We start from the raw sequence: 21623 nt of genomic DNA on the forward strand, positions 1-21623 counted from the left end.
TCAGGCGCTCCAGCTCAGCTGCTTGCCGCCCACGCGCTCGGCGGCGAGCTTCTCCTGATGCCCCGACTCGGCGTACGCCTTCATCGGGTCGGCCGGGAGTCCGCGCCCCTCGCGCCAGTCGGCCAGAGCGGGGCGGACATCGGTGTAGAAGGCGTCCATCAGCACGCCGTTGGCGCCGAGGACGTCGTGAGCGGCCTGCGCCGCAGCCAGAGCAGGACGGTCGACGAGCAGGGCGCGCGCGGTCATCTCCTGGACGTTCAACACCGAGCGGATCTGACCCGGGATCTTGTCTTCGACGTTGTGGCACTGGTCGAGCATGAACTGCACCGGCGAGTCGACATCGAGGCCGCCGCCGTTGATCACCTCGAACAGGATGCGGAACAGCTGGAACGGGTCGGCCGCCCCCACGATCAGGTCGTCGTCGGCGTAGAAGCGCGAGTTGAAGTCGAAGGAGCCGAGCTTGCCGAGACGCAGCAGCTGCATGACGATGAACTCGATGTTCGTGCCCGGCGCGTGGTGGCCGGTGTCGAGGCACGTGTACGCCTTCGGCCCCAGCGCCGAGACCTGGGCGAAGCTGGTGCCCCAGTCGGGGACGTCCGTGTGATAAAACGCCGGCTCGAAGAACTTGTACTCGAGTACGAGGCGCTGGTCGTCGCCGAGCTGTGCGTAGATCTCCTGCAGCGACGTGGCGAGGTTGTCCTGGCGGGCGCGCAGGCTGTCCTGACCGGGGTAGTTGGTGCCGTCGGCCAACCAGATCTTGAGGTCGCGGGACCCGGTCGCCGTCATGATCTCGAGACAGCGGAGGTGGTGGTCGATCGCCTTGCGGCGGACGGCGGCGTCCGAGTGGGCGAGGCTTCCGAACTTGTACTCGTCGTCTTGGAACGTGTTCGAGTTGACCGTGCCGAGCTCGACGCCGAGCCCGTTCGCGTAGGCGCGCAGCGCCGCCCAGTCGTCGACGAGATCCCACGGGATGTGGAGCGCGACGGCGGGGGCGAGCCCGGTGAGCTCGTGGACCTTGGCGGCGTCGGCGATCTTCTCCTCGGGGCTGCGCGGTGTGCCCGGCGTGCCGAAGACCTTGAAGCGCGTGCCGGAGTTACCGAAGGCCCAGCTCGGAAGCTCGATGGCCTGCCGCTCGAGGGCGGGCGCGATGTCGGCGAAGGAAGTCATTTCCATTTCCTGTCTCGTTGTCAATGAATCGTTTCATGCTAGTCCGCTCCGACAGCGCCGTCCAGAGAAATCTCCGACCTCTGATGAATCGTTACACGGTGTCCGGGCGATGAGTACTGCGGCAGAGGCCGAACCGGGCATAATCAGCGAAGGTCCGCGCATCAGCGCCCCCACCCGAACATCGCCGACCTGAGAGGACCCACCGTGGCAACCGTCAGCGTCCGCGACGTCGCCGCCCTCGCCGGGGTGTCCGTCGGCACGGTCTCCAACGTCCTCAATCGCCCCGAGAAGGTCTCGCCGAGCTCGGTCCAGCGCGTCCACGACGCCATCGACAAACTAGGCTTCGTGCGCAACGACGCGGCCAGGCAGCTCCGGGCCGGCCGCAGCCACAGCTTCGGCCTCATCGTCCTCGACGCGGGCAACCCGTTCTTCACCGACCTCGCCCGAGGAGCCGAAGACCGCGCGGCCGCCGACGGCCTCTCGATCCTGCTCGGCAATTCGGGCAACGACCTCCGTCGCGAGGCGGCCTACCTCGACCTCTTCGAGACGCAGCGGGTGAGCGGTGTCCTGATCTCGCCCTTCGGCGAGCAGGTCGCCCGACTCGAGCGCCTCCGCGATCGGGGCATCCCCGCCGTCCTCGTCGACCGGGCGGCGCGGGGCACGTCGTTCTCGTCGGTATCGGTCGACGACGTCTCCGGGGGCAGGATCGCGGCCCAGCACCTGCTCGACATCGGCCGTCGCCGGCTCGCCTTCGTCGGCGGCCCCCGCTCGATCCGCCAGGTGTCCGATCGACTCTTCGGCGCGCACAGCGCCGTCGAGGCCACGGCCGGCGGCTCCATCGAGGTGGTCGCCACCAGCGACCTCACCGTGCTCGAGGGCCGTCGGGCCGGAGCCGAGCTCGCGGCGCGGACTCCGGGCGATCGACCCGACGGCATCTTCTGCGCCAACGACCTCGTGGCGGTGGGCGTCCTGCAGGGGCTCGGGATCCTGGGCGGCATCCGCGTGCCCGACGAGATCGCCCTCATCGGTTACGACGACATCGCGTTCGCCCAGGCGACCGTCGTGCCGCTGTCGTCGGTGCGGCAGCCGTCGGGCCTCATCGGCCGCACCGGCCTGGAGCTCCTTCTCGCCGAGTCGTCCGACGGCCCGCCCGACGAGCCGCAGCACATCGTGTATCAGCCCGAGCTCGTCGTGCGCGCCTCGACCGCCGTCTGAGCCCGTCCGCGCGCGGTGGCCGACGGAGTCGCTCCGGCGCGGGCGGTTTCACGCAGTCGCAGGCGGGTCGGCGCCGCCCCGCCCGCTCCTGCTCCCGCCCGCCCACGCCATCAGGGTGCGGCCTCGAAGGGCCACTCGGCGCGAACCTCGACACGCCCGTAGCGCGCCATCGGGTGGCGCGACGCGATCTCCAGCGCCTCCTCGAGCGACTCGCACTCGAGCAGGTCGTAGCCGGCCACCCACTCCTTGGTCTCCGCGAACGGGCCGTCGGTGACGATCACCTCGCCGTCCCGCTTGCGGACGGTCTTCGCCGTCTCCGGTGGCCGCAGGCGATTTCCGCCTCGCGAGATCCCGCGCCGGTCGTTGTCGGCGACCCAGACCTCGATGTCGTCGTCGGCGGGATCGTAGGCGGGTGCCTCGGGGTCGGTGCAGATGAAGAACAGGTAGCGCACGGTGGATCCTCTCGTGGTTTCGGTGGAGTGTTCGATCTCAGGCCAGAGCCCTGATCTCGACGGGAGCGAACCGGCTCTCGACGAAGCGGCCGGCGATCTCGACGGCGCGGTCGAGGCTCGCGACGTCGACGAGGTAATACCCGCCGACGATCTCGCGCGCCTCGGTGAACGGGCCGTCGGTGACGGCTCGTGGTCCGTCGGCGCCTCCGCGGACGAGCGTCCGGTCGTACTCGAGGGCCGAGGTGTCGAGCAACTCGCCGGAGGCACTGAGCTCGGCGCACAGCCGGGCATGGGCCTGGTCTCGATCTCCGGGTTCGCCCAGGTGAGACTCGAGCGACGCGTCTCCGGCGGCGGTGTTGTGGATCAGCAGCAGGTACTTCATCGGGGGTCCTTTCGTGCGGGCGGGGCGACGTCGGCGCGGGCGAGCAGCGCGTCGCGCTCCCGCCCGTTGGCGGTCAGGTCGGCTGCCGCCAGGAAGGCGGTGCGCGCGGCATCGGGACGCCCGAGCCGCGCCAGCAGATCGCCGCGGACGGCGAAGAAGGGCGCGTAGCCTGTCAGCGCGGCGCTCTCGGCCAGCCCGTCGACCAGCCGGAGAGCGGTCGCCGGGCCCGTCGCCATCGACACGGCGACGGCGCGATTGAGTTCGACGACGGGCGACCCGGTGAGTGCCGCGAGGGCGTCGTACAGCACGACGATGTCGTCCCACCGGGTGGCCTCGGCGGTCGTCGCGGTCGCGTGGACCTCGGCGATGGCAGCCTGGAGGGCGTACGGTCCGCGACCTTCGCCGAGGTCGTCCGATCGCGCGAGCGCCGCCCTCCCTCGGGTGATCGCCTCGGCGTCCCAGCGGGTGCGGTCCTGGTCCGCGAGCAGGATCACCGCCCCGTCGTCCGAGACTCGAGCGGCGAACCGGGAGGCCTGGAGTTCCATGAGGGCGACGAGCGCGTGCGCCTCCGGCTCGCGGGGGACGAGGTGCTGCAGGATCCTGCCCAGGCGTCTCGCCTCGTCGGCCAGGTCGGCTCGGTACCAGGCGTCACCGGAGGTGGCGACGTAGCCCTCGTTGAAGAGGAGGTAGACGACTCCGAGCGCCGAAGCCAGGCGAGCCGGGTACTCGTCGCGCGACGGCACCTCGAAGGGGACGCGTGCCGCGCGGAGGGTCTTCTTCGCCCGGACGATGCGCTGCTGCACGGTTGCCACGGGCGCGAGGACGGCTCGGGCGATCTCGATGGTGGAGAGCCCGGCGACGACCCGGAGGGTCAGGACGATCTGCGCCTCGCGCGACAGCACCGGGTGGCAGGCCACGAACACGAGGCGCAGGATGTCGTCGTCGATGAGATCGGGATCGGCGAGGGGGTCGCTCGGCTCCCCGACGTCGAGCCCAGCCGCTGCTCGGTCTCGAGCTCGTGGGCGAGAACTGCGTGGCGCTCGTCGAGGCGCGCCTGCCTCCGCCAGTGGTCGATCGCCCGGCGCTTGGCGACCGTCGTCAGCCACGCGGCGGGGTTGTGCGGCGCCCCGGTGTCGGGCCAGCGCTCCAGAGCCTCGGCGACCGCCTCCTGCGCCAGGTCTTCCGCCAGCCCGACGTCGCGAACCGAACGAGCGAGCGCGCCGACGATGCGGGCGGCGTCCGAGCGCCACACCTCGTCGATCAGTCGCTGCACGTCGTCTCGCTGCACGGTCGGCCCCTTCGTCGCGGCGTCGCGGTGACGCCTTCACTCCAGCGTCGAACGGAATCGTCTCAGATCGACACCGCGCCCGAAAGACGTGCCGGCCGAGCGGTCAGAGAACTCCCGCGGCGATCACCACGGCCAGGACGTCCTGTCCGCCGGCGGCGCGGGCGGCAATCACCCGAGCGAAGCCACCCAGCGCGACACCTGGGCGGTGATGATCCGGTCGGTGTGCGCCGGGGAGACGGTGGCCGGGTTGTCGCCCGGCTGCTTGCCGTAGGCGCCGAACTGGGCGTGGTCCGCGCCGCGAATGGCCACCATCGTGGCCGAGGACGGCAGCAGGTGTCTCGCCGCGGCGATCTTCGCCGGGGTCGAGAGGCCGTCACGCGTGCCCGAGAGGCTGAGGACGTCGAGCTTCGACGTCGACAGGTCGTTGGCGCAGTAGCTGCCGAGCAGCAGAAGCCCCGCCGTTCCCGGCGTCGTCGCGAGCTGGCAGGCCCGCACGCCGCCGAGGGAGTGCCCGCCGACGGCCCAGGTCGTCACCCCGGGCGCATGCTTCTCGAAACGACTGAGCGGCCTCGTGTCGAAGAACGCCAGGTTGAGGGTCGGCTTCGTGATGACCACCGTGGTCCCCGCCGCCGCCACCCCGTCGAACGTCGCCAGGTAGGCGTACGGATCGACCTTCGCCCCCGGGATGAAGACGATGCCCGCGCCGTTCGAGGCGCCGGTCGGTCGCAGGATCACGCTGTCTCCGACATCACGCACGCTGACCCGGTCGTCGCGCCAGACCTTGAGCGCCGCCGTCCGGTCGCCCTGCAGGACGATGTGCGCCCAGACCAGGAAGCCGGCGACGAGCACCAGGAGGACGACGACGACCCAGGCGACGATCCGCAGGGCCAGACGGCCACGTCGGCGAATGCGGGGGATTCGAGCTCGCTCACGCCTCGAGCGTACGCGGCCGGTTCCGGTACCCGAGGAGGAACACGACGAGGGCGACGACGGCGAGCGCCGCCCCGACGAGGGCACCGCAGCTCGGCCCGGGAGTCCGGCGGCCCCGCCGAGGACGACGGACCCGATCACGGGCGCGAGGGCGATACCGACGTACATGGCGGTCGAATACCAGGAGAGCGCGATCCCGGCGTTCGCCGGATCGATGCCCACGAGTCGGTGCTGCACCGGGACCACCACCGCGAAGGCGACGACGCCCCAGACGAAGAACACGACTGCCAGGATCACGAACGACCATTCCACGAGCGGCATGATCGCCAGGACGACGACCTCCGCTCCAAGACCGAGCCCCACGATGGCGCGACTCCCGAGTCGATCCGTGAGCCGCCCGGACAGGTTCGTGCCGACGATGCCGCCGACGCCGTAGAGGAGCAGCAGGATCGCGAGGAGCCCGCTCGAACCACCGGTCGCCCGCGCGGTCACCGGCGCCGAGAAGATGTAGACGACGTTGAACGCCGCCGTGAGGAAGAGCGCCGCGCCGAGGGTGGCCAGGGCCCGCCCGTCTCGCAGGGCGCCGAGGCGGGCGCGGAGCCCGGAGACCGGCCCGAGCGGGACGCCGCGGACCACGGCGGCGATGACCACGGCGAGGACCGCGCCGAGAGCGGCGAGAACCCCCAGCGGGAGCCGCCAGCCGCCGACCCCGGCGAGCGCGGTGCCGAGGGCGATCCGATCGCGGTGGCCAGGGTGAAGCCGAGGCCCGCGATCGCGAGGGCCCGCCCGCGCTGCGCGGGCGGCAGCATCGACGGCGCTGCGGCCGTGGCCGCGGGAACGAGAGCCGCACCGCCGAGTGCCGCGAGGACACGGCCGACGTCGAAGACGTCGATGGTCGTGGCGAAGACCGTCACGCCGGTGCCGACGGCGATGGTCGCCAGCCCCGCGGCCATGAGAAGAGTGCGGTCGAGACGCGCCAGCAGGATCGAGAGCACCGGAGACGCGACCGCGACGATGATCGCGTAGAGGGTGATGGAGTAGCCGACCCGCGACACCGTCGTATTCAGCCCCTCGGCGATCTGGGGCAGGAGCCCCGCGATGACGAAGGCGTTGGTGCCGACGACGAAGAGACCCCCGCCAGGAGCCCGAGTCGCACGGTGACCACGCGCGACGAGTATGATTGTTCGATAACCGTCATACGGTTAAGTTAGCCGATAGTTCGATGATTGTCGAACAATTTGTGGAGGATCGTGACCGACTACCCGATTCCCGCCATGGACGACGTCGAACTCGTCGAGGTCCTGCGCGCCGTCGCCGATCCGATCCGGCTCCACATCGTCGGAGTCCTGGCCGACGGCGAAGCCCACCCCAAGACGGTCGACGACTGGGGGGTCGACGTCACCAAGTCGACGATGTCGCACCACTTCAAGATCTTGCGGGAGTCGGGCCTGACCCGCACGCTCGTCGAAGGGCGGACGCACTGCATCCAGCTGCGCCGAGTCGAGCTCGACGAGAAGTTCCCGGGCCTCGTCGACGCGCTCACCCGGTGACCGCGCTCGGCGCTCGCTGAGTCAGCTCAGCGGGATAGTCTCGGCGAAGGTGCGGAACGTCGGAGCGGCGGCCATCAGCTCGCCGAGACGGTTCGCCCCTCCGGAGTGGCCCGCCAGGCGACGTACGCGTTGCGCGCGTCGACCGACGCCCACTTCTCGACGACGATCAGCTTCGACGCGTCGTCGTCGTCGATCAAGACCTCGAGCCCCTCGTTCCCCGCGAACGCCCCCGTCTGGGCGAGCACCTCGCGAAGGATCTCGGGGGCGTTCTCGACGCCGTCCTTGAGCTGGAATTCGAGCAGGACCGTGAACGACATCAGTTATCCATTCCGTTGAGGATGGCGAGGGTCGCCTCGTCGTCGTAGACACCGCCGCCTTCGTGACCGTTGTACGGCCAGACGGTGATCTCCTTCTCGCCACGGTACTCGTTGAACGCGCCGAAGACCGTCGATGGCGGACAGGTGTTGTCCATCAACGCGGTCGTGAACCAGGCGGGAGCGGTCGCGCGCCGGGAGAAGTTGACGCCGTCGAAGTAGGGCAGGACCTCGTGCACGGCCACCGCCTTCTCCCGGTGCACGGCGAGGTAGTTGCCGATCTCCTTGTAGGGCGAGCTGTCGGTGAACACCGTCGACCGCGGGAAGTCGCAGAGGAACGGCACGCGCGGGAACACCCCGACGAGCCCCTCGACGAGGCCGGCCACGGCGAGCGTGATGCCGCCGCCCTGGCTCCCGCCGAGCACCGAGACACGGTTCTCGTCGACGACGTCGAGCGACCGCGCCGCTTCGACGGCTCGAACGGCGTCGGTGAACACTCGGCGGTAGTAATAGGTCTCTCGACTGTCGATTCCGCGCGTCATGAACCCCGGATACGCCGGCCCGGAGCCGTCGGGGTCGGGGGTTCCGCCTCCGCCCCAGGCCGACCCTTGACCACGGGTGTCGACCAGCAGGTGGGCGTAGCCGGCGGACGCCCAGAGGAGGTCGTCGAGCGGACGCGCGCGGCCTCCGCCGTAGCCCTGGAACTGCACGATCGTCGCAAGGGGCCCGGTCGCGTCGTGGGGAACCCGCAGCCACGCCTTGACGCGCTGGCCCTCGTAACCCGAAAAGGTCACGTCGAACACGTCGAGGGTCTTCAGCCCCGTGTCGACCGGGATTACTTCGACGGCGAGGTCGAAGCGTCGGGTACTCGCGAGAGTCTCCGCCCAGAAGGAGTCGAAATCGGAAGGATCGGACTGGCTGCTGCGGTACTGACGCAGGTCGGCCTCTGGCATGTCGACGAACATCCCTTCACCCTATCGGCGCGCGGCGAGCATCGCTGACGCCAGATATTAAGACAACTGTTCAGTTGCCTTAATAAGTGATACGGTGAAGTCATGGCTCACGACGACACCGCTCAGCTCGCAACCGACCTCCGCGTCGCCGTGGGCAAGGTCACGAGGCGACTCCGCGAGCAGACACCCGGCAGCGATCTGACGCACTCGCAACTCGCCGTGGTCTCCCTCCTCGAAAGCGGCGGGCCGGCGACGAGCACCGAGCTGGCCAAGGCGCGCGGAATGACGCCGCAGTCGATGGGAACCATCGTCGCCGTCCTCCTCGATTCCGGTTACGTCGAGAAGTCGTCCGACCCCCGCGACGGCCGCAAGAGCGTCCTCTCCCTCAGCGACGAGGCCCGCCGTCAGATCGCGTCCGGTCGTCTCGCGAAAGAAGACTTCCTGGCGCACCTCATCGAGACCACCTTCGACGCGGGCGATCGGCGCCGGCTCGCCGACGCCATCGCCCTCCTCCGGCGAGTCGCCGAAGCCCCCTGACCGCTCTCCCTCCCCGCCTCGCCCCGACCTCGACCGAGGTCTCCTCACCGCGCCTCGGCGCTCCCGAAAGGAACCCTCCCATGCCCATCACCACCCTCGACCCGCGCACCGCCCTCCTCGTCATCGACCTCCAGGCGGGAATCGTCCGCCTCCCGCTGGCCCACCCCGCCGATCGCCTCCTCGAACGCACCAGAACCCTCGCCGACGCCTTCCGCGAGCGCGGCCTTCCCGTCGCCCTGGTGAACGTCGCCGGCGCTCCGGCGGGCCGCACCGACCGGGGCTCCTTCGACTCCGCGGGCCTGCCCGACGACTTCGCCGAGCTCGTGCCCGAGCTCGGAGCGCAGGACGACGACATCCGGGTGACCAAGGTCACGGCCGGTGCGTTCTCGAGCACCGACCTCGACGCGATCCTGCGGGCCGCCGGTGTCACGCAGGTCGTCATCACGGGCATCGCGACCGGCAGCGGAGTCGAGTCCACCGCTCGTCACGCCCACGAACTCGGCTACAACGTCGTCGTCGTGACCGACGCGATCACCGACCGCGATCTCGCGACGCACGACCACAGCGTTCAGAACGTGTTCCCCCGAATGGCCGAGACCGGCACCACGGCCGACGTCCTCGCGCTCCTGGCGACGAGCCACCGGTGACGGCCGACACTGCGGCGCCCGACACGACCCTCGACGAGCCCGCGACCGCGCCCGCGACCGACAGGCCGTTCGGCTGGCGGTTCACCGCTCCGCTGCTGCTCGGGTCGACCCTGAACCCGATCAACAGCTCCATGCTGGCCACGGGCCTGGTCGGCATCGGCGTCGACTTCCACACCGGCCCCGGCAAGACGGCGACGCTCATCTCGGTGCTCTACCTCTGCAGCGCCGTCATGCAGCCCACGATGGGCAAACTGTCCACGCTGTTCGGGCCGCGACGGGTATTCCTGTCGGGCGCGGTGATCCTGGTCGTCGCCGGGGCGATCGGTGCCTTCGCGCCCAGCTTCGGGTTCCTGCTGCTCTCGAGGGCTCTGATCGGCGTCGGCACCTCGGCCGCGTACCCGACCGCCATGGCCCTGGTGCGCAAGCGGGCGGACGCCTCGGGCACCGGCGTGCCGAGCCGTGTCCTCGGCAACTTCTCGATCGCCAGCCAGGTGACCACCGTCGTCGGCCTTCCGCTCGGCGGGGTGCTGGCCGGCGCCTTCGGCTGGCGAGCCCTGTTCTTCGTCAACGTCCCCCTGGCGATCATCACGTTCACCTCGACCTGGATCGGCGTGGCCAAGGACCAGCCGCTCGAACGCGGAGGGGCGGGCAGAATCGTGCGGGCCATCGACATCCCCGGGATCCTGCTGTTCGCGGGCACCATCGTCAGCCTGCTCGTCTTCTTCACCGATCTCGCATCGCCGATCTGGTGGCTCCTGGCCGTGGTCGTCGGGTTGGGCGCCGCGCTGGTCCTCTGGGAGCTGCGCGCCGCCAGCCCCTGATCGCGGTACGCATGCTCGCGGGCAATTTCCCGCTGCAGCGCACCTATCTCCGCCAGACGCTGGTCGGCCTCGGCATCTACGTCTCGCTCTACGGCACCAGTCAGTGGATGGAACAGGGGCGCGGCCTCAGCGCCACGCAGGTCGGGCTGATCCTGCTGCCCCTCTCGGGCCTGAGCCTCGTCCTCGCGCGCATCGTCTCGGGGCGCGGCTGGGTGCGTACGCCGCTGGTGCTCGCCGGTGTGGCGCTGGTCCTGACGGCCGTGGTCGCCCTTTTCGTGACCGGCTCCTCGAGCGTGCTGGTGCTGGTCGGGATGTCGCTTCTGCTCGGCTTCGCCAACGGCTTCAGCGGGTTCGCCAACCAGGCGGCCCTGTACGTCCAGACCTCGGCGGAGGACATCGCGGTGGCGGCCGGCCTGTACCGCACGTTCGCCTACCTCGGCGCGATCTTCTCGTCCAGCCTCATCGGCCTGACGTTCGGCTCGAGGGCCACCGACGCGGGTCTGCACTCGCTCGCCTGGGTGCTCGGCGCCCTCGGACTCGCCGTGGTGCTGCTGGTGGTCGCCGATCGCCGAATCCCCCGGGTGGCCGGCAAATGACAGCACCCGGGTCAGGTGCTGCACCTGACGCAAGTGCTACACTCGCTCGATGGCCACCACCCTGCATCGCTTCACCGTGACCGAGACGGCAGCTGTCGCGCACGCCATCGACCTCGCCCGGTTCACCTGGCCCGAGCTTCAGAACGACCGCGCCGCGCTCCTGCGCCGCATCATCGAGTGGAGCGGCGGGGAGCTCGAAGAGCGTCGCGCGAGCGTCCTCGCCTCACGCCGAGAGGCGATCCGCGCGAACGCCGGAGCTGCGACAGGCGCCTTTCCGCCCGATGCCGCCGACAGCCTGAAGGGCGAGTGGGCCGAGTGATCGTCCTCGACGCGAACGTCCTCATCGCGTACCTCGATCAGCGCGACGACTCCCACCGCTCCGCTCTCGACCTGCTCGAGTCGCAGGTCGCCGAGGAGCTGCGAGCCAGTGTCCTGACGGTCGCCGAAGCCCTCGTCCACCCGACACGCCACGGTCGAGACGGCGCATCGCTCGACTCCCTCTCGGCGATCGGCGTCGAGGTCGTCGGGGTCTCGGCCGACGAGGCGCGCGACATCGCCCGGCTCCGGGCCGAGAGCCGGCTCAGAATGCCCGACGCCGTCGTCCTCCACCTTGCCGTGAAAACCAGCGGGGCAGTGGCGACGTTCGACACGACGCTCGCGCGGGTGGCGCGCGACGCCGGCGTCGAGGTCGTCGGAGCCTGATGGTCAGGCGTGCTCGAGGCGCGTCTCGAACGCGAGCGTGACCCGCGGAAGGAATTCGCGCGCCACGACTGCCGTCGCGATCCTGCCCTCGAGCGCCACGCCGAGTCCGAAGACGTCGGGATCGGTGTCGATGCGAACCCCGGGTACCTCCATGCCGTCGACCACGACCGGCACGCGCTCGATGTGCTTCTCGGTGACCGGAGAGTCGAGCTCTCCCGGAAAATCACCGCGAACCCGTTCGTCGCGAAACGAGTTCGTCACGATGTGATTGACGTGGCCGACGAGCACGGCCTCGACGGTCTCTCGGCCTTCGCCGCTCTCGCGCGTGGTCTGCACGGCCTCCCACAACATCGGGTACCTCATCAGTCGGAGACGCTCGACCATCCACGCCGGAAGCGGCGTCGTCGGCACCAGGTCGACCGCCCGTTGCTGTTCCTCGCTCAACTCGGCCAGGTTCGCAGGATCCTCCGGGTCGGCCGGGTTCCGCCACAGCGTGAACGAGATGCTCACGACCTCGAGGACGGCGGCCTCGCCGTTGCTCGATCCGCTCATCGTGCCGACACCGAGTTCTGTGAGCGCCGACTGCGCGGCCAGCGTCATCAGCGGCACCGTGAAGACCCGACTCACCTCGTCGACCGACGGCGGCGCCGGATGGTCCGGCGAGATGCTCCCCGAGAACTCCATGCCTTCACCCTAGAGCGCGTGCCGCCGGCTCGGATGTTCCCGCAGAACACGAGCGAGATTCACACAACAGGTGTAGATTTGGCGTGGTTGCCGACAGTGGTGTCGGCGCTCAGGGAAGCGGCGCAGAGAGGCGACGAAGACCAATGGATCACGACACACGACGGTTCGTCCGCGAGGCACGACGGGAGACGAGGCTGCTCATCGAGCAGTGTTCCTCCCTGCCGGAGACCACGGAGAACGCGGAGCGACCGGAGGACCCCGAAGCCGCTGAGGCGTTCGATCGCGAGACCGAGGTGATCATGCGCTCGTCGATCGGGGGCAGCGCCAACCTCGCCTTCTTCCTCCCGTACCTCTGGAAGCACCGGCACTAGGGTCTGTCTCTCACTTCACCGCGGGCCGTGTGTGCCCTGGATCGCGCAATCTGCGGCGGCGGGTTCCTTGAAGGCCGCGGGCGGCCTCCTGCGTCACCCGCCTTGCAGCTCACGAGACCAGACCACACACGACCTCCGGCCACGTGAGAGACACACCCTAGGCGCGTCTCTCACGTGGTCGACCGCTCCGTGAACGCGGACTGGCCCGCCCCGTCGGGACTCCGTTGACGGAGCCGACAGAACGGGCCAGGGCGTGGGGGTTCTACGCAGGCAGCTGCAGCTTCTGACCGGGGAAGATCAGGTTCGGGTTGCTGACCGTCGTCGTGTTCGCGGCGGCGAGCTTCTCCCAGCCACCGCTCACGCGCAGCTTCGATGCGATCGTCGCCAGGGTGTCGCCGGAAGCGATCGTGTACGTCTTACCGCTGGTCGCGACGGGTGCCGGGCGGCTCGTGGCCGTGGGCGCCGCGGGTGCCGCCGGGGCCGCAGCAGGAGCGGCAGGCGCCGCCGGAGCTGCGGGCGCCGCCGGGGCGGCAGCGGCGGAGGACGTCCCCGAGAGGCCGAGCTTCGCCGAGCAGGCCGGCCAGGCGCCCCAGCCCTGCGAAGCGAGGACGCGCTCGGCGACCGAGATCTGCGTGGCCTTGCTGGCTGCAGCCGGCGAGCCGGTGCCGCCATTGGCGGCCCAGGTGCTCTGGCTGAACTGCAGTCCGCCGGAGTAGCCATTACCGGTGTTGATGGCCCAGTTACCGCCGGATTCACACGATGCCAGGGCGTCCCAGGTCGACTCGGGAGCCGCATTGGCCGGAGCCGCGGCGAGGCCGATGCCTCCTGCCGTGAGGGCGACGAGGGCCGCACCTCCGACGAGGGCACGGGGGTGGCGGATCCTGCGGTTGCTTTGGGTATTGCTCATTGTGGTCACTGCTCCACGGGGTCGCCGATGCGGCCCGGTGTCGGGTCGCGAGTCGCTGCCCACCCCTGCCGATAGAGGTCAGGTCGGCGCTGCAGGCTGGGCAGCCGGGGGCGAAGTGCAGCGCCGTGCATGTCGTCCTCCCGAGGGAGGCACGGTCGTCCAACATAGGCGGCCCCTCGGCGGTTCTCAAATTCTGCGCCTGGGAATCCCCTCCGTGCCGGGCACTCAGGCACCTCTCACTCGAACCTGGAAATGCCACGCGGCCCCGGCTGTTGAATCAGGTATGACAACACTAGGAATCATCGGAGCAGGACACATCGGCAGCCAAGTCGCTCGGGCAGCCATCACCGCTGGCTATGACGTCGTGATCAGCAATTCTCGTGGCCCCGAGACACTTCAGGACCTCGTCGCCGACCTCGGTCCGAAGGCTGTGGCGGCGACCTCTGCGGAGGCGGGTACGGCGGGTGACGTCGTCGTCGTGACCGTGCCCCTGAAGGCCGTGAACGATCTCCCGGTCGAGCCTCTCGCCGGCAAGATCGTCATCGACACGAACAACTACTACTTCGAGCGCGACGGGCACATCGATGCGCTCGACGCGGGCGAGGACACCGTTTCGGAGATGCTTCAGCGCCACCTGCCCACGAGTCGCGTGGCGAAGGGTTTCAACCACATCAAGTCGGACGACATCACGACGGACGGCAAGCCCGCGGGTGCCGACGACCGCCGGGCGCTCGCGACATCGAGTGACTTCGCCGACGCCGCCGACTTCGTCACGAAGCTCTACGACGAGTTCGGCTTCGACACCGTCAACGTCGGCCCGCTGGCCGACAGCTGGCGCGTGGAGCGCGACCGCCCCGCCTACGTGGTCCGGCAGAACAAGCAGGAACTCGTCGAGAACCTCGCCAAGGCGAACCGCATCTGAGTCGGCGGTCGATCAACGGCGTGCGTCGTCCGCCTGCGGATGGGCGGCGCGCGCCGAACGGGCCGAGGAAGCCCGTCGGCGGTCAGTCGTTGCGGTAGAGCATCGCGCGCGGCGCCCGATTGCGGGAGCGGATGGCGAGCACGACGAGCGTCACGAAGAGGGCGATCAGCGCCAGAGCCATGAGCCCGGCGACGATGGCGAGGAAGACCGCGAAGACCGACATGCGTCAAGACTAGCCGGGGCGGGCCGGATCTCGCACCGTCGACGGGCGGGCGCCCGACGACCGGGAGACCGGCTACGCCGCGAGGTAGGCCTTGGCCCGCCCCATCAGACGGGCGATCCATTCGCCGCGGTGGGCGCTGTCGCGGTGGACGACCCCGCGGACGTCGATGCGTTTGAGCCCTCGGGCGAGGTCGTGCAGGTTGTTGCGCCGCGTGCCGTCCCAGTTGGCGTAGAGGTACGGGCCGCCGAGGGCCGGGATCGAGCGCACCCGGGCGCGCACGTAGGAGTCGGGACCGGCGAAGTAGAGCGCTTCACCGCGGGCGATCTGTTCGGAGGCGAACTCGGCGTCGATGACACCGCCGGAGGTGACGACGGCCGCGACGGCGCCCGTGCGATCTCGAACGACGAATTCGATGGTGAGTTCGCTCATGGGCCGGCCTTTCTCGTGCGGACCGTTCGGACTTCGGACGGCGGCGGGAAACGAGAGTGGCTGATGACTCCGGGACGGTCGATCGAGGGGATCCCGGCAGGAACCCTCGATGCTTCCACAGCGATTCTAAGAGCCCGAGTCCAGGAATTCCAGTGGCGGCGGCAAGGTTGCGCATGGTGGCCTCACGCCATCCGGCCGGTGGCGCGCGCCCACCAGGTGGGAGCACCGGCTGCGACGATCCTGCTGGCCTGCCCGACGTCGCCGAGATCGCCGGCGGCGAGCCACGCCTCGATGGCTCCGACGGTGCCCGAGGCCGCATAGGCCGCGATCATCGACACCGCCCGGTCGTCGAGCTCCTCGGCCGGGAGGGGCGCGATCTCCGGATACTCCCGCAGGGCCGTCTCGAGGTTGGCCTGCAGGAACGAGACGAGGGCTCGACGCACCGGCGCGGCGTTCTGCCCGGACAGGGCGGTGCGATAGACGACGCCGAGGCTCTTGATGTGCCGCAGCAGATCGACCTCTGCGCGCGCCAGGGTCTGCACCAGTTGGGAGCGAGGGGGAAGGTGGAGACATACATCTCGAAGTCTGCCGCCAGCCGCTCCTGCAGGGCGATGGCCAGGAGGTCGGTGACGGAGGACGCGTGACGGTAGAAGGTGTCACGCGTGACGCCGGCGGCTCGGGCGAGCTCGGAGACGCTGACGTCGTCGAGGCGGCCGGACGCCGCGAACTCTACGACTGCGGACGTGAGTCGGTCGCGACTCCGCCGCGACCGTGGATCCATGCGCACCACCGTAGGCCCGACCGGAAACGGCCGGCTCAGAAAAGCCGGACGGGGGAGGTGCGGTGGGGCGGCCGCGCTGACGGCCGCCCCACCGCGACGGCCCGAAGGACGTCAGCCCACGGCCCTGATCCGCGTCGTGGGCACGGCCACAAAGTATCAAACAATTGTCAGTAAGACCACGGGTTGACAGCCATTCACCTTTGTCGTCTTCGGACCGCTCCGGCCGGAGACACGTCATCCTCGTCGGGTGCCCGACCTCGCCACTCGCGAGCCATCTGCTTAGCTTGGACGATGACGACGACGTCCACACTCACCAACCTGCGGGAGGTCGGCGGCGCCGGGTTCCAGCGGGGCCGAACCCGCACCGTCCTGCGCGCGAACACCGAGGCGCTGCCGGCCTCTGTCTACCCGGCGTCGCTCGCGACCGTGGTCGACCTGCGGCGCGACGACGAGATCGCAGCCGTGGAGCATCCCTTGCGCTCGCTGCCCGGCTATCGCCGCGTGCCGCTGTTCGACCCCTCGGTCTCCGAGGCGGCCGCCGACGCGATCAGCCTCGAAGACCAGTACACCGACTGGCTCTGGCGCCACCGTGCCACGATCGCCGAGGTGTTCCGTGCGATCGCGGCCGCCGCGCCCGGCGACGTCCTCGTGTGCTGCTCGGCAGGCAAAGACCGCACGGGGGTCGTGAGCATGCTCCTCGCGCGGCTCTGGGGCGCCGACCTCGATCGGATCGGAGCCGACTACGCCGAGACCGGCCCGCGGCTGGCCGACCGGTTCGCCCGCGAGCGAGAGGAGTCGCAGGATCTCGAGCGGACCACGACCATGCAGCGGTGCGTCCCCGAGACGGCTGTGCACGTGGTGCGGCACGTCGAGTCCGAGTTCGGCTCCGTGACCGACTACCTGCGTGCCATCGGCCTGACCGACGACGAGATCGACGGGCTCTGAGCCCTCTCCCGGCGAGCCGGGAATGGAAACGACCCGACGCCGCTTGGGTCACTTCATGACACAGACCTCTGAACGTCGCGGTTGGCTCGGCGTGCTCTCGGTGGCGCTCGGCTCCTTCGTGCTGGTGCTCTCCGAATTCCTGCCCATCGGGCTTCTGCCGTCGATCGCCGCCGACCTTCACGTCACCATCGGGACGGCCGGGCTGATGGTGGTCGCCACGGGCCTCGCCGGTGCCGTCGCCGCACCGGTGGTGACGGTTCTCACCTCGCGCCTGGACCGGCGCATCGTCCTCTGGTCGCTCACGATCCTGCTCATCGTCGCGGACGTCATCGGGGCCTTCGCGCCGACCTTCGAGGTGCTGGTCGCCGCCCGGATCCTCCTGGGGATCGGCATCGGCGGCTTCTGGGCCATCGGGGCCGGACTCGCCGGTCGCCTGGTCGCCGAGCCCGCCGTGATCCGAGCGACCTCGTTCATCACCGCCGGCGTCTCGGTGGCGACCGTCGTCAGCCTGCCGCTCGGCGCATTCGTCGCTTCGGTGTCGACCTGGCGGGTGGCCTTCCTGATCGGGGCCGTCCTGGGCGTGATCGCCCTGGTCGGCCAGATCGCGATGCTCCCGCGGATCCCGTCGCTCGCGCGCGTCCGGTTCGCCACCCTCGGCGCCCTGCTCACGATCTCGCGCGCGCGCGTCGGACTCATCGGCACGGCGTTCGTCTTCCTCGCGCAGTTCGCCGCCTACACCTACGTCGCTCCGTATCTGGAGGACGTCGTCCGCGTCGACGGGTCGACGATCACGCTCGCGCTGCTGGTCTTCGGTGTCGCCGGCATAGCCGGCAACTTCCTCGCCGGCGTGACCCTCAGCCGCAATCTGCTCGGCACGCTCGGCGTCGCGAAGTTCGTGCTCGCCGGCGCGGTCATCGCGCTGCCCTTCCTGGCCTGGTCGGTGCCGGGCGTCTTCGTCCTGCTCGTCGTCTGGGGATTCGTGTGGGGTGCTCTGCCGCTCGGCATGCAGACCTGGATGGCGAAGGCTTCGCCGTCCGCGTCCGAGAGCAGCCTTGCGCTTTTCGTCACGACGATCCAGCTGTCGATCGCCGCCGGATCGATCGTCGGCGGCGTCGCCGTCTCGAGCTTCGGCCTCGGCTTCGACTTCGCGATGGCCGGAGTCATCGCCGCCGCCGGCGCGATCCTGCTGATCACCCTCGGCGTGCGTCGACCGCGCGGGGTCGGCGCCGGAGCTCCGACGCTCGCACCCGTGGCCGTCTCCACCGGCACCGGCGCCATCAAGGTCCCCTGCTGAGGCGGACGGCCACCGCCCCGTAACGCGCGGACCTACGTCGGTGCCCAGCCGAGGTCACGCGAGACGGCTGCGGCGGCCGACCGGACCTGGGGCAGCAGCGCGAGGACACCCGCGTGGTCGAGCGACAGGGTGGGGACCGACACCGAGAGCGCTGCGACCGCGCGGCCCGTGCCGTCGCGAATCGGCGCACCGACGCAGTTGATGAACGACTCGTGCTCCTCGTGATCTTCCGCGTGGCCCTGCGTCGCGACGAGCTCGAGCTCTGAAGCGAGGGCCGAGGCGGAAACGAGGGTTCGGTCGGTGAAGCGCTGGTAGTCGAGGCGTGAGAGCAGGCGTTCCTGCGCCGGCGACGGCAGGTCGGCGGCGAGCACCTTGCCCACGGCCGTGCAGTGGATCGGCGCCCGGAGCCCTACGCGCGAGTACATCCGCACCCCTGCGGAGCGTCGAGCTTGTCGATGTAGACCACCTCGTCGCCCTCGCGAGTGGCGAGATGGACGGTCTGCCCCGTCGCCTCGTTGAGGAGTTCCAGGTGGCGGCGCGCGATCTGGCGCACGTCGCGCTGGGAGAGCGCCGCGTTGGCGAGCTCGAACACGCGGCTCCCGAGCTGGTACCGGTGGGCCTCGTCGTGCACGACGAACCGGTCGGCTTCGAGGGTTCGCAGCAGCCGGAGCACGGTCGTCTTGTGAACCTCCGCTCCGGCCGCCAACTCGTCGAGCGACCGCGGGCCGTCCTCGAGCGCCTGCAGCAGCTGGAGGGCGCGGGCGAGGCTCTGGCTCATGGGGTCAAGGCTACGGCGCGGTCGGCGCAGCGCCGACGTGATCACCGTGCGACGACAGCGCGACGACCGCGAGCCGATGAGCCTCCTCGACCGCCGTGCGGACGTCCCGACCCGACACGAGCGCGCCGAGGAACCCCGCGGCGAACGCGTCACCGGCGCCGATCGCCTCCACCACGTCGACCGTCAGTGCCGGCACGTCGAACCGAGTCTCGCCGTCGAACGCGGTGGCCGCGTTCTCGTCGTTCTTGAGCACCAGGATCCGAGGCTCCCGCAGCTCCGCGCGGAGCTCGGCCGGATCGTCCGTCCCGAACACGGTCCGCGCCTCCGAGACGCCGAGCAGCACGACGTCGGCCGCTCTCGAGAGGGTGTCGAGCGCCCGCACCCCTTCGGCCTCTCGGCCCGCCCAGAGCGCCGGCCGCCAGTTCAGGTCGAAACTCACCCGTCGTCCGCCGACGCGCGGCTCGGCCATCACGGCGAGGCAGAGCTCGTACGCGCTCGCGGACAGCGCGGGCGTGATGCCCGTCAGGTGCACCAGCTCGACCGCGTCGAGCACGGCGCGGACCTCGGGCCGCCGGAGGTAGGCGGGCGACAGGGCACTGCCCGCCGATCCGGCCCGGTAGTAGTGCATGCGGCTTCGCGCGGCGCCGAGGTCGAACGGGTGCGGGGATCCTGCCCCGACCTCTTTGACGTAGAGGCCGGTGGGCCTGACCGGGTCGATCTCGACGGCGGAGACGTCGACGCCGTGCTCGGCGGCTTCGGCCACGAGGTGGCGCCCGAACCCGTCGTCGCCGACGCGCGTGAGCAGCGCGGCCGGAACGCCCCGCGAGGCCAGCCCGACCGCGACGTTGAGCTCTGCGCCGCCGACGCTGCGGACGAAGGTCTCGGAGGACTCGAGGGCGCCTGGCACCCGGGGGACGAGCACGGTCAGGGCTTCGCCGACACTGGCGACCTTTGCGGAGTTCACGATCAGGAGGGTAACCTGCTCGAACACCTTATGCAATGCGCGTTGCTTCCTGCGCAACCTGATCGGAAGAACGAGAACGAGACGATGACGCCTACTCCCCGAGCCCCGCCGAGACGCCCGCAGGCCCTCTCGATGCCATCGGTCAGGATCGCGCCGTCGTGGTCGTCCGCGCCGACAGCATCCCCGACACGGAGGCGCTCGTGCGCGCGCTCGTCGACGGCGGCATCCGCGGCATCGAGTTCACGTTCACCACGCCCGACGTCGAGCGTCACGTGCGTGCCGCCGTGGCTTCGTCTCCCGACGCCGAGATCGGGGTCGGCACCGTGCTGACCGCGGCGCAGGCCGACTCCGCGATCGCCGCCGGCGCCCGCTTCCTCGTGACCCCGGGCATCGTGCCCGCCGTCGGAGCAGCCGCCCGCGACGCCGGCATCCCGCTGGCCATGGGCGCCTTCACGCCGTCAGAAGTGCTCTCCGCCCTCGAGCACGGCGCCGCCGCCGTCAAGATCTTCCCCGCCGAGACCTGCGGGCCCAGGTACTTCTCACACCTGCGCGGCCCTCTTCCCGGCGTCCGGCTGATCGCGTCCGGCGGCATCGACGAGGGCAACGCGCGCGCCTTCCTCGAGGCGGGCGCCTACGCGGTGACGGCAGGATCGAGCGTGGTCACCCCCGCGCTCATCGCCGCGCGCGACTGGGCCGGAATCACCCGTCGGGCTCGTTCGTTCATCGCCTCCTCGGCTGAGCCGCCACCGACGATCGACACGGTCGACGTCGATCCGCGGACGCCAGGCGATCGTCTGTGAGCGGGCGGAGCGGGCGCCTACCGGGCGAGCCGAGCGAGTTCGGAGGGCGTGGGCGGGTTGGCGCCCGCTCGCGACACGGTGACGCGAGCGCTCGCCAGAGCGGTGGCAGCGACCGCCTCGAGGTCGGGGCGCGACAGGGCGCCGGATTGTACGACGCCGGCCAGCCCGCGCGACAGCAGCGCGAAGAGGAGCCCCGACATGAAGGCGTCTCCGGCGCCGATCGTGTCGACGACCTCGACCGGAAGCGACGCCAGCGACAGGCGGTCGTCGCTCGTGGCGACGAGCGCGCCGTCGGCACCGCGCGTGATGGCCACGAGCGCGGCGCCCGCGGCGAGGTAACGATCGACGACCGCGCCGAGCGACAGGTCGGGGTGCAGCCACGCGGCGTCCTCGTCGCTCATCTTCACGACGTGCGCGACGGCCGCGAGTGCGTCGACCGCCGCGAGCACCTCGTCGCGCGCGGGCGTCACCCCGGGCCGCACGTTCGGGTCGAAGCTCAACAACACGCTCTCCTGCGAGGCGATGAACAAGCGCAGGACGTCGTCGCTTCCCGGTCGCAGCACCGATGCGATCGATCCCGTGTGCACGAGCGCGACGCCGGCCGGCGGAACGATCGGACCGGGCGCCCACGACAGGTCGAACTCGTACTCGGCGTGCCGGTCGGGCTGGATCGTGGCGACGGCGGTCGAGGTGCGATCGGCGCTGCGAGACGCGGGATCGAGGACGACCCCGCCGGCGGCCAGGTGCTCTTCGAGGGCTCGACCCCGCGGATCCTGCCCGATCTCGGCACGGAGCGTCGTCGAGACGCCGAGCCGCGACAGGCCGTAGGCGACGTTGAGAGGGCTGCCGCCGGGGTGCTCGACCGTGCTGTCACCGTCGACGACGATGTCGATGAGCGCTTCGCCGACGACGAAGGCCGATCCGAACGCAGGATCGACGGGGGTCGCGGGGGTCGGCATCGGTAGCGCTCC

28 protein-coding genes and 3 pseudogenes are annotated in these 21623 nt (G+C 70.4%); 13 read left to right on the top strand and 18 right to left on the bottom strand.

Annotation, left to right across the window (positions count from 1 at the left end; translation table 11 throughout):
• Positions 1-1167 (bottom strand): L-rhamnose isomerase, encoded by a 1167-nt coding sequence (rhaI, locus tag QUE79_RS21155; RefSeq protein ID WP_286344792.1) that lies wholly within the window; start codon positions 1165-1167, stop codon positions 1-3.
• 204 nt (positions 1168-1371) lie between these two features.
• Between rhaI and QUE79_RS21160 the strand changes: the two genes are divergently transcribed.
• Positions 1372-2382 (top strand): LacI family DNA-binding transcriptional regulator, encoded by a 1011-nt coding sequence (locus tag QUE79_RS21160; protein WP_286344793.1) that lies wholly within the window; start codon positions 1372-1374, stop codon positions 2380-2382.
• 110 nt (positions 2383-2492) lie between these two features.
• Here the strand turns inward: QUE79_RS21160 and QUE79_RS21165 are convergent, their stop codons facing one another.
• From QUE79_RS21165 to QUE79_RS25940, 6 genes and pseudogenes are all read right to left on the bottom strand, one after another.
• Positions 2493-2834, bottom strand: a complete 342-nt coding sequence (locus QUE79_RS21165) for a YciI family protein (protein ID WP_286344794.1) — start codon at positions 2832-2834, stop codon at positions 2493-2495.
• Positions 2835-2871: 37 nt separating this feature from the next.
• Positions 2872-3216, bottom strand: a complete 345-nt coding sequence (locus QUE79_RS21170; RefSeq protein ID WP_286344795.1) for a YciI family protein — start codon at positions 3214-3216, stop codon at positions 2872-2874.
• Entirely contained in the window at positions 3213-4139 is a 927-nt protein-coding gene (locus QUE79_RS21175; protein ID WP_286344796.1) for an RNA polymerase sigma factor, read from the bottom strand. The genes QUE79_RS21170 and QUE79_RS21175 overlap by 4 nt, the downstream gene beginning before the upstream one ends.
• Positions 4088-4504, bottom strand: coding sequence for a sigma factor (locus QUE79_RS21180; protein WP_286344797.1), 417 nt, complete (start codon positions 4502-4504; stop codon positions 4088-4090). Before QUE79_RS21180 ends, QUE79_RS21175 begins: the two co-directional genes overlap by 52 nt.
• Positions 4505-4672: 168 nt before the next feature.
• Positions 4673-5602: an alpha/beta hydrolase gene (locus QUE79_RS21185; RefSeq protein ID WP_350271730.1), complete on the bottom strand. Its 930-nt coding sequence runs from the start codon at positions 5600-5602 to the stop codon at positions 4673-4675.
• A 33-nt stretch (positions 5603-5635) separates the two neighbouring features.
• A pseudogene (locus QUE79_RS25940) lies at positions 5636-6615 on the bottom strand (MFS transporter); the annotation flags it as partial.
• A 69-nt stretch (positions 6616-6684) separates the two neighbouring features.
• On the opposite strand from QUE79_RS25940, the gene QUE79_RS21195 reads away from it, so the two are divergent.
• Positions 6685-6984, top strand: coding sequence for an ArsR/SmtB family transcription factor (locus QUE79_RS21195; protein ID WP_286344799.1), 300 nt, complete (start codon positions 6685-6687; stop codon positions 6982-6984).
• Positions 6985-7058: 74 nt separating this feature from the next.
• Here the strand turns inward: QUE79_RS21195 and QUE79_RS21200 are convergent, their stop codons facing one another.
• Both QUE79_RS21200 and QUE79_RS21205 read right to left on the bottom strand, forming a co-directional pair.
• Positions 7059-7301: a putative quinol monooxygenase gene (locus QUE79_RS21200; RefSeq protein ID WP_286344800.1), complete on the bottom strand. Its 243-nt coding sequence runs from the start codon at positions 7299-7301 to the stop codon at positions 7059-7061.
• Complete coding sequence (locus QUE79_RS21205; RefSeq protein ID WP_286344801.1) at positions 7301-8263, bottom strand: acetylxylan esterase; 963 nt, start codon at positions 8261-8263, stop codon at positions 7301-7303. The genes QUE79_RS21200 and QUE79_RS21205 overlap by 1 nt, the downstream gene beginning before the upstream one ends.
• 90 nt (positions 8264-8353) lie before the next feature.
• On the opposite strand from QUE79_RS21205, the gene QUE79_RS21210 reads away from it, so the two are divergent.
• From QUE79_RS21210 to QUE79_RS21235, 6 genes are all read left to right on the top strand, one after another.
• Positions 8354-8788 carry a MarR family winged helix-turn-helix transcriptional regulator gene (locus QUE79_RS21210; protein ID WP_286344802.1) on the top strand — a complete coding sequence of 145 codons (435 nt, stop codon included), beginning with the start codon at positions 8354-8356 and terminating at the stop codon, positions 8786-8788.
• 80 nt (positions 8789-8868) lie between these two features.
• The gene (locus tag QUE79_RS21215) at positions 8869-9435 is read left to right on the top strand and encodes an isochorismatase family protein (protein WP_286344803.1); all 567 of its coding nucleotides are present in this window, start codon (positions 8869-8871) and stop codon (positions 9433-9435) included.
• A complete protein-coding gene (locus QUE79_RS21220; RefSeq protein WP_286344804.1) occupies positions 9432-10256 on the top strand; it encodes an MFS transporter in 825 nt (274 codons plus the stop codon). Before QUE79_RS21215 ends, QUE79_RS21220 begins: the two co-directional genes overlap by 4 nt.
• 11 nt (positions 10257-10267) lie before the next feature.
• Positions 10268-10852 (top strand): MFS transporter, encoded by a 585-nt coding sequence (locus tag QUE79_RS21225; RefSeq protein ID WP_286344805.1) that lies wholly within the window; start codon positions 10268-10270, stop codon positions 10850-10852.
• Positions 10853-10901: 49 nt separating this feature from the next.
• A complete protein-coding gene (locus QUE79_RS21230) occupies positions 10902-11171 on the top strand; it encodes a hypothetical protein (RefSeq protein WP_286344806.1) in 270 nt (89 codons plus the stop codon).
• On the top strand, positions 11168-11554 hold the full coding sequence (locus tag QUE79_RS21235) for a type II toxin-antitoxin system VapC family toxin (RefSeq protein ID WP_286344807.1): 387 nt from the start codon (positions 11168-11170) through the stop codon (positions 11552-11554). The genes QUE79_RS21230 and QUE79_RS21235 overlap by 4 nt, the downstream gene beginning before the upstream one ends.
• 3 nt (positions 11555-11557) lie before the next feature.
• On the opposite strand, the gene QUE79_RS21240 is transcribed toward QUE79_RS21235, so the two are convergent.
• The gene (locus tag QUE79_RS21240) at positions 11558-12238 is read right to left on the bottom strand and encodes a hypothetical protein (protein WP_286344808.1); all 681 of its coding nucleotides are present in this window, start codon (positions 12236-12238) and stop codon (positions 11558-11560) included.
• Between the two features lie 143 nt (positions 12239-12381).
• Here QUE79_RS21240 and QUE79_RS21245 point away from each other — a divergent pair, with 143 nt between their 5' ends.
• Positions 12382-12609: a hypothetical protein gene (locus QUE79_RS21245; protein WP_286344809.1), complete on the top strand. Its 228-nt coding sequence runs from the start codon at positions 12382-12384 to the stop codon at positions 12607-12609.
• Between the two features lie 262 nt (positions 12610-12871).
• Here QUE79_RS21245 and QUE79_RS21250 read toward each other — a convergent pair whose 3' ends face one another.
• Positions 12872-13516: a LysM peptidoglycan-binding domain-containing protein gene (locus tag QUE79_RS21250; RefSeq protein ID WP_286344810.1), complete on the bottom strand. Its 645-nt coding sequence runs from the start codon at positions 13514-13516 to the stop codon at positions 12872-12874.
• On the opposite strand from QUE79_RS21250, the gene QUE79_RS21255 reads away from it, so the two are divergent.
• Positions 13428-14438 (top strand): NADPH-dependent F420 reductase, encoded by a 1011-nt coding sequence (locus QUE79_RS21255; RefSeq protein ID WP_286344811.1) that lies wholly within the window; start codon positions 13428-13430, stop codon positions 14436-14438. The two genes, QUE79_RS21250 and QUE79_RS21255, sit on opposite strands and share 89 nt — an antisense overlap.
• 82 nt (positions 14439-14520) lie before the next feature.
• On the opposite strand, the gene QUE79_RS21260 is transcribed toward QUE79_RS21255, so the two are convergent.
• From QUE79_RS21260 to QUE79_RS25945, 4 genes and pseudogenes are all read right to left on the bottom strand, one after another.
• Positions 14521-14661, bottom strand: coding sequence for a hypothetical protein (locus QUE79_RS21260; RefSeq protein ID WP_286344812.1), 141 nt, complete (start codon positions 14659-14661; stop codon positions 14521-14523).
• Positions 14662-14733: 72 nt separating this feature from the next.
• Positions 14734-15090, bottom strand: coding sequence for a hypothetical protein (locus tag QUE79_RS21265; protein ID WP_286344813.1), 357 nt, complete (start codon positions 15088-15090; stop codon positions 14734-14736).
• A gap of 182 nt (positions 15091-15272) precedes the next feature.
• Positions 15273-15632 (bottom strand): hypothetical protein, encoded by a 360-nt coding sequence (locus QUE79_RS21270; RefSeq protein WP_286344814.1) that lies wholly within the window; start codon positions 15630-15632, stop codon positions 15273-15275.
• An 86-nt stretch (positions 15633-15718) separates the two neighbouring features.
• A pseudogene (locus tag QUE79_RS25945) lies at positions 15719-15871 on the bottom strand (TetR family transcriptional regulator); the annotation flags it as partial.
• 291 nt (positions 15872-16162) lie between these two features.
• Here QUE79_RS25945 and QUE79_RS21275 point away from each other — a divergent pair.
• Positions 16163-16816: a tyrosine-protein phosphatase gene (locus QUE79_RS21275; RefSeq protein WP_286344815.1), complete on the top strand. Its 654-nt coding sequence runs from the start codon at positions 16163-16165 to the stop codon at positions 16814-16816.
• A 55-nt stretch (positions 16817-16871) separates the two neighbouring features.
• On the top strand, positions 16872-18110 hold the full coding sequence (locus QUE79_RS21280; protein ID WP_286344816.1) for an MFS transporter: 1239 nt from the start codon (positions 16872-16874) through the stop codon (positions 18108-18110).
• 32 nt (positions 18111-18142) lie between these two features.
• Here the strand turns inward: QUE79_RS21280 and QUE79_RS26255 are convergent.
• Positions 18143-18888 (bottom strand): annotated as a pseudogene (locus tag QUE79_RS26255) (IclR family transcriptional regulator).
• Between the two features lie 10 nt (positions 18889-18898).
• On the bottom strand, positions 18899-19852 hold the full coding sequence (locus QUE79_RS21295) for a sugar kinase (protein ID WP_286344819.1): 954 nt from the start codon (positions 19850-19852) through the stop codon (positions 18899-18901).
• A gap of 137 nt (positions 19853-19989) precedes the next feature.
• Here QUE79_RS21295 and QUE79_RS21300 point away from each other — a divergent pair, with 137 nt between their 5' ends.
• Positions 19990-20652 carry a bifunctional 4-hydroxy-2-oxoglutarate aldolase/2-dehydro-3-deoxy-phosphogluconate aldolase gene (locus QUE79_RS21300; protein ID WP_286346799.1) on the top strand — a complete coding sequence of 221 codons (663 nt, stop codon included), beginning with the start codon at positions 19990-19992 and terminating at the stop codon, positions 20650-20652.
• 17 nt (positions 20653-20669) lie between these two features.
• On the opposite strand, the gene QUE79_RS21305 is transcribed toward QUE79_RS21300, so the two are convergent.
• Positions 20670-21611 carry a PfkB family carbohydrate kinase gene (locus QUE79_RS21305; RefSeq protein WP_286344820.1) on the bottom strand — a complete coding sequence of 314 codons (942 nt, stop codon included), beginning with the start codon at positions 21609-21611 and terminating at the stop codon, positions 20670-20672.
• Positions 21612-21623: the final 12 nt, after the last annotated feature.

The organism is Frondihabitans sucicola, from assembly GCF_030296615.1.
In the GTDB taxonomy this organism is placed as follows: domain Bacteria; phylum Actinomycetota; class Actinomycetes; order Actinomycetales; family Microbacteriaceae; genus Frondihabitans; species Frondihabitans sucicola.

What these genes read in the sequence shown, in the direction of transcription:
- rhaI (WP_286344792.1), bottom strand. Translation starts at nt 1,167, where the DNA reads ATGACTTCCTTCGCCGACATCGCGCCCGCCCTCGAGCGGCAGGCCATC.
- QUE79_RS21170 (WP_286344795.1), bottom strand. Translation starts at nt 3,216, where the DNA reads ATGAAGTACCTGCTGCTGATCCACAACACCGCCGCCGGAGACGCGTCG.
- QUE79_RS21185 (WP_350271730.1), bottom strand. Translation starts at nt 5,602, where the DNA reads ATGTACGTCGGTATCGCCCTCGCGCCCGTGATCGGGTCCGTCGTCCTC.
- QUE79_RS21200 (WP_286344800.1), bottom strand. Translation starts at nt 7,301, where the DNA reads ATGTCGTTCACGGTCCTGCTCGAATTCCAGCTCAAGGACGGCGTCGAG.
- QUE79_RS21205 (WP_286344801.1), bottom strand. Translation starts at nt 8,263, where the DNA reads ATGTTCGTCGACATGCCAGAGGCCGACCTGCGTCAGTACCGCAGCAGC.
- QUE79_RS21210 (WP_286344802.1), top strand. Translation starts at nt 8,354, where the DNA reads ATGGCTCACGACGACACCGCTCAGCTCGCAACCGACCTCCGCGTCGCC.
- QUE79_RS21215 (WP_286344803.1), top strand. Translation starts at nt 8,869, where the DNA reads ATGCCCATCACCACCCTCGACCCGCGCACCGCCCTCCTCGTCATCGAC.
- QUE79_RS21225 (WP_286344805.1), top strand. Translation starts at nt 10,268, where the DNA reads ATGCTCGCGGGCAATTTCCCGCTGCAGCGCACCTATCTCCGCCAGACG.
- QUE79_RS21230 (WP_286344806.1), top strand. Translation starts at nt 10,902, where the DNA reads ATGGCCACCACCCTGCATCGCTTCACCGTGACCGAGACGGCAGCTGTC.
- QUE79_RS21240 (WP_286344808.1), bottom strand. Translation starts at nt 12,238, where the DNA reads ATGGAGTTCTCGGGGAGCATCTCGCCGGACCATCCGGCGCCGCCGTCG.
- QUE79_RS21245 (WP_286344809.1), top strand. Translation starts at nt 12,382, where the DNA reads ATGGATCACGACACACGACGGTTCGTCCGCGAGGCACGACGGGAGACG.
- QUE79_RS21255 (WP_286344811.1), top strand. Translation starts at nt 13,428, where the DNA reads ATGCCTCCTGCCGTGAGGGCGACGAGGGCCGCACCTCCGACGAGGGCA.
- QUE79_RS21250 (WP_286344810.1), bottom strand. Translation starts at nt 13,516, where the DNA reads ATGAGCAATACCCAAAGCAACCGCAGGATCCGCCACCCCCGTGCCCTC.
- QUE79_RS21260 (WP_286344812.1), bottom strand. Translation starts at nt 14,661, where the DNA reads ATGTCGGTCTTCGCGGTCTTCCTCGCCATCGTCGCCGGGCTCATGGCT.
- QUE79_RS21265 (WP_286344813.1), bottom strand. Translation starts at nt 15,090, where the DNA reads ATGAGCGAACTCACCATCGAATTCGTCGTTCGAGATCGCACGGGCGCC.
- QUE79_RS21275 (WP_286344815.1), top strand. Translation starts at nt 16,163, where the DNA reads ATGACGACGACGTCCACACTCACCAACCTGCGGGAGGTCGGCGGCGCC.
- QUE79_RS21280 (WP_286344816.1), top strand. Translation starts at nt 16,872, where the DNA reads ATGACACAGACCTCTGAACGTCGCGGTTGGCTCGGCGTGCTCTCGGTG.
- QUE79_RS21305 (WP_286344820.1), bottom strand. Translation starts at nt 21,611, where the DNA reads ATGCCGACCCCCGCGACCCCCGTCGATCCTGCGTTCGGATCGGCCTTC.